At 58.0% G+C, this 4857-nt stretch carries 4 protein-coding genes and 1 pseudogene; 1 reads left to right on the forward strand and 4 read right to left on the reverse strand.

The window, feature by feature from the left end; all coding sequences use genetic code 11:
* Positions 1-420 (forward strand): hypothetical protein (locus RMO15_RS12640; protein ID WP_309712939.1); only part of this gene is annotated, 420 nt, incomplete at its 5' end.
* 74 nt (positions 421-494) lie between these two features.
* Here the strand turns inward: RMO15_RS12640 and RMO15_RS12645 are convergent.
* From RMO15_RS12645 to RMO15_RS12660, 4 genes and pseudogenes are all read right to left on the reverse strand, one after another.
* Positions 495-2186 carry a biotin/lipoyl-binding protein gene (locus RMO15_RS12645; protein ID WP_309712942.1) on the reverse strand — a complete coding sequence of 564 codons (1692 nt, stop codon included), beginning with the start codon at positions 2184-2186 and terminating at the stop codon, positions 495-497.
* Between the two features lie 396 nt (positions 2187-2582).
* Positions 2583-4319, reverse strand: a complete 1737-nt coding sequence (locus tag RMO15_RS12650) for an ATP-binding cassette domain-containing protein (RefSeq protein ID WP_309712945.1) — start codon at positions 4317-4319, stop codon at positions 2583-2585.
* A 32-nt stretch (positions 4320-4351) separates the two neighbouring features.
* Positions 4352-4624, reverse strand: coding sequence for a zf-TFIIB domain-containing protein (locus RMO15_RS12655; RefSeq protein ID WP_309712950.1), 273 nt, complete (start codon positions 4622-4624; stop codon positions 4352-4354).
* A gap of 31 nt (positions 4625-4655) precedes the next feature.
* Positions 4656-4857 (reverse strand): annotated as a pseudogene (locus RMO15_RS12660) (hypothetical protein); the annotation flags it as partial.

Here is a 4857-nt window from a genome sequence, read left to right on the forward strand (position 1 = left end):
CTCTATATAGTTGCTGCTTCCTTAAACCCTTGCGTCGATAACACGACCCCAGACTGGCCTGTCACTGTACAACAGCATGCATTGGTGCAAATTCATCCGAATCTCTACAGGGGAGGCTCTGTTTCGGGCTACTCTCCTGAAGAAGCCGAAGAAGAGTTTTATCGTATCGGGAATGCGTTAGGGTACCGAGCAAGAGAGTCTTTTGATAGGGTATGGCCTAGTAGACGTGATGGCTTTGTTGTCGTCAACAAGGGGGCTCTGTCTATCCGAGTTCCTGACAAGGTAAAGGTAAAGGAAATCGTCGTACGATCCAGCCTGACTCAATCCAAAAACACGTTCTTTCCAGAGAGTCTTTTTTCTGCCCCGAAAAATTCTGGTTTCTCGATCTCAAGGCCCTCGAAGACGAACCCCGAGAAATAGAGAAACTTCGCGTTTATCAAAGCCACGAGCCACCTGTTTCCGTAGGCGGCTCGTGGCTTTTTGTCTGTGAGTGACTATCGTTTGGGAAGTTTAATATCGCCGTCCTTGAAGGGCTTGGCAGATTTTTTCTCCTTACCATCTTTACTCTCCGAGGGCTTTGCGGCATCGGTGTAGTTGGCGGGGAAGGCGTTGAACTGTCGCCAGAGCTCGTACCAGAGTGGAACGGTGTCGAGCTGTACCCAGCCAATGGTGTCTATGCCGGGGCGCAGACGAAGAGAGGGGGGCCAGGCTGCCTCTTTACCCGCAGCGATAAGCTCTGTGTCGGGCTGAATCCAGACGCGCACGCGGCCTGAGCCATCGTCTGCGGGGTCCATGTTGGTGACCACGCCCGCAAAAGTTCCCACGGCGGCCTGAGGGAAGCCCTGAATCTGCACGGCGGGGAAGCCATTGAATTGGAGCCGGGCTTTGCGACCCACCGTGACAAGCGGTGCATCAAAGCCGCTGAGCACCAGCTCCACAGCCTGATCGAGCGTCTCGGGGACGATCTCTAGGAGCACATCGTCTTTCTTGACGGTCTGGCCGGGGCCGATAGTCTTGCCGATGCGTGAGACACGCCCTGACGACGGCGCGAAGATTTTTTGCTGGGCGACGCGTGCCTGCATGTTCTCTCGCTCCAGCTCGGCTTTTGCGATGCTATCGGTGATTGCCGCGAGGCTCTCTTTGACCTGCTGCAAGTTCGCCCGCTCCCGGCTCAGTGCCGCTGAGGTGTCCGCGTCCACGCGGGTCTGCTCAAAGCCAAAGACCGTCACGTCGCGCTGGGCGGAGGCGAGTGCCTCTCGGGCGGAGAGGACTTGTGCCATGGCCCGCTGCACATCAATATCGGCCTGGATGCCCGTGGCCTTAGCGAACCTCAGATCCGCCTCCGCGTTAAGTATCTCTTTTTGCGCGATCTCCACGGCGAGCCTGGACTGGGTCAGCTTGACTTCGGCGGCGACAAATGCCTGCTCCGCCAGCTCAAACTCGCGCTGGGAGCGCAAGCCGTCTTTGAGAAGCTCCGCAAGACGCTCTTTCTGGATACGGTTGACATCCAGCGAGACTTTGTCCGCATCAATGGTTTGCTCTGCTTGCTTTTTGCGGTCTTTGGCTTGGGCGATGCGCTGTGTGGCCTGGGTGATGCGCTGCTCCGCCTGCTTTGTGGCGACCTGCCTGGTGGCATCTAGTGCTTTCTGCGCGACGACCACGTTTTGTTGTGCAACACCAAGCCGGTTGCGTGCCTGTCCCTGGCGCTCCGAGGCCGCGGGGATCTGGGCACCGCGTGAGCCTTCAAGCGAGACTAGCTGCGCCTCAATCTCCGCGATGCGTTGCTCACCCTCAGCCTTGCGCTGACGCTGGGCCGTGAGCTGCTTGTCAATGAGTTTGTAGCGATTCTGCGAGAGAAACCGCGACTCGGTGTCCTCGATCTCGCCCAGAAGCTGGCCTTTTTTGACGCTCTGGCCCTCATTGACGTTCCAGGATACCAGCCGTCCTCCGATCTGGGCGTCCACGGTCTGTGGACGGTCCATCACGGTGAATACCCCGACTTTTCCATTGCCGATCACCGTCTGCTGGAACGGAGTAAACCTGAGAATCGCCGTGAGAATCGCGACAGTGGTGAGCAGCGTGATCACGATCCGGCGCTTACCGGGGCGACTGGGGACTAGGCGCTGGGTGCGCTGATCCAGCTCTTTTTGCGAGGACGAGTGTCCACTTGACGAAGCATTTGCCATAGTTAAACGACCGAGGGGACTGTCGTCTTTAGGCGACAGGGGAATCGGCATCCTTTTTTAAGAGTATTTTTCAAATCTTTGCTTCTTTGCTTTCCGGGTTTTCACTTTTGCTGGAGTATCTACTCGTCACACCTAGTATACAGAAGATTCCTCGGGGTTCTGGCAAGGAACTACATTTGAGTGCGACGCATCGTTTGCCAGGTAAAATCTTCGCGTCTTGTAGTGTTTGTGCAACTTTCGAGTTGTACTTGGGGCACGGACGGTGCCTTTGCAGGTTAACGTGGACGGAAGCGTCGAGCGTTCTGCAAGAAGCCTGAAGTCAGAGCATTGTGTTTTTGGGATTGTGTCTTAGACATAATTTTAGAAGCTCTCTGCTTTAGCGGAGGGAGTCGTCACTTAGAGTGCTCCTCGTAGCATGCGGCTGAGTAGGGGGAAGAGCCGCACAAACTCGCTACCGGGCGTCGCCGCTAGCTCCTGGGGGCTGCCGCTCTCGACGATCTTGCCGCCCGCTAAGACGTAGATCTTGCTGGCACGGGTCACGACGGGGCCTTCGTGTGAGATGTCAATAATAGTCCAAGGGTTCTCGGGCGCGAAAAGCCCATCGAGGATTGCCAGTGTCGTGTTCTCGTCGAGGCCCGTAAAGGCCTCATCAAAGATCAGCAGCTCTGGCTTATCCACAATCGCACGGGCAATCAGAATTCGCTGTGCTTGTCCGCGCGAGAGATTGCCGCCGCCGGGAACCAAGCGGGTCTGAAGACCCTCGGGGAGCGCCGCGATCTCGTCCACGCACTGTGCCAGCGTGATGGCCCAGCGCACCTGCTCGGAAGAGATTCCGGTGCGGCCCATGCAGATATTTTCCTCAATCGTGCCCTCGAAGATCGCGTCCTCGTAGGACATGATATTGACCCGGTCGCGCAAGCAGCTCAGAGACGCTCCGCGTAGCTCCACGCCATTGAGCTCGATCAGCCCGAAGCTTGCCTCCTCCAGCCCTCCCAGAAGTGAGGCCAGCGTGGACTTGCCCGTGCCGCTTGCTCCCACGAGGCTGATGCGCTCGCCCGGCTCCAGGCTAAGATTGAGGCCCGAGAGCACCTCGCGTCCCCCCGGACCAGGGTAGGTAAAGTGCACGTCGTGCAGAAGCACTTTTGCGCCACCCAACGACGAAACTGGGATCTCATGGCCACCTTCGCGCTCGGTTTCTAGATCCGTCAGATAGCCTGTCTTGTCGAGGCCCGTGAGCAGATCGTAGAGCGTCTCGGCCTGACGCAGAAGCTTGTCGGTGCCTTTTAATACATTGGCGACGATCAGCTGCGAGGCGATCAGCTGCCCTAGCGTAATCTCGCGCTGCACCACTAGATAGCCGCCGATCGCGAGAACACCCGTGCTGGCTAGTGCCGTGAAGAGCTGGTTGCCCGCCTCCTGACGAAACGTGACGATAAAGTGCCGTCGCCGCTCGGTAAGCCATGCGGCCACGCGGTCTTCCGCGCGTGCTAAGAGAAACTCGGGAGTGCCGTGTAGCTTGAAGCTCATGCGACATCTCGCGAGCTCTTGAAGCCAGCCTGCCAGATGGTACTTCTCCGCCGACTCGGCAAGACTGGTGCGTAGGCCATGGATTCCTAGTGGGAAGATCACAAACCCGATGACCAGCAGCACGAAGACATCAAAGCCCAGTAGCAGGCCGCTCTTATCATAGAATGCCAGCACGATCAGTCCGACCGCGGCTTGTAACGCTGCCGTGAGCCCGTCGAGCAGGAGCTTCGCAAGAGACTTCTGAACCGTGAGCACGTCAAAAAAGCGGTTCGCCAGCTCGGGAGCGTAGGTGCCATAGAGCGCCCGCGAGGTGCTGTGGATGAGATTGCGGGCGATCTTTAAGGCAGAGCGTGCAAAGAGGCGCTGCTGGAGCGTCTCCACTAGCGAGAGCTGCAAGAGTGAGAGCCACCCTGCCGCCAGCAGGCCCAGCAAGACGATCAGCGAGAGCACTACAAGCGGCTGCACCGTACTGGCTGCCACTGAGTTGACCAGGGACTGCACCGCAAGGGGCATGGCAAGTCCCAGCAAGCCGACGACAACCGTGTAGACCGCAAGGACGCCCAGATCGCTCTTGTCCTCGCTGAGAAGTTTCAGCAGGCGCGCCATCGGCGTTGGGTGATGGTGGTGATGTGAGGTAGCTATCGTCGGATCTCCGAGTTAGGGCGAAGGGCAAAGTTCAGGGCAGGCGCAGGCGCAGGCGCATCGTAATCGACGCGATCGTAGGCACGGGCATTGCGCTGGCTTTTGAGAAGGCGCTGTCCCTGAAGCAGGGCCTCGCTTGCCTCACGGCGGATCAGCTCATCGAGCTCACCTTGGTCTAGCCAGACACCTTGGCAACCGGGGCAGAAATCTATCGGAATCCCTTGGCGCTCGACGGCGCGTAGAGGAGTGCTACACATGGGACAGTACATTTCGTTTCTTTCCTTAAAGTTCTAAAAAATTCTAAAATTCCATACTCGCCGCACGAAGCGCCGCACGGGCCTGCTCGTACTCTACCTGAATATCAATGAGCAGGCTGGCAGCCTCCGCCGTGGCTTGCTCGCGCTGGTTGACTAGAAAAAGTGTCCCGAGCCCGCGCTGGTAGAGCTTGATCTCGCCCTCTTCGACTTCTTTGGTTTTCTGGTAGCGCCCTTGGGCGGCCAGA

The organism is Armatimonas sp. (genome assembly GCF_031410135.1).
Lineage (GTDB): Bacteria > Armatimonadota > Armatimonadia > Armatimonadales > Armatimonadaceae > Armatimonas.

Coding starts and splice junctions, on each gene's coding strand:
- RMO15_RS12645 (WP_309712942.1), bottom strand. CDS start 2,186: ATGGCAAATGCTTCGTCAAGTGGACACTCGTCCTCGCAAAAAGAGCTG.
- RMO15_RS12650 (WP_309712945.1), bottom strand. CDS start 4,319: ATGGCGCGCCTGCTGAAACTTCTCAGCGAGGACAAGAGCGATCTGGGC.
- RMO15_RS12655 (WP_309712950.1), bottom strand. CDS start 4,624: ATGTACTGTCCCATGTGTAGCACTCCTCTACGCGCCGTCGAGCGCCAA.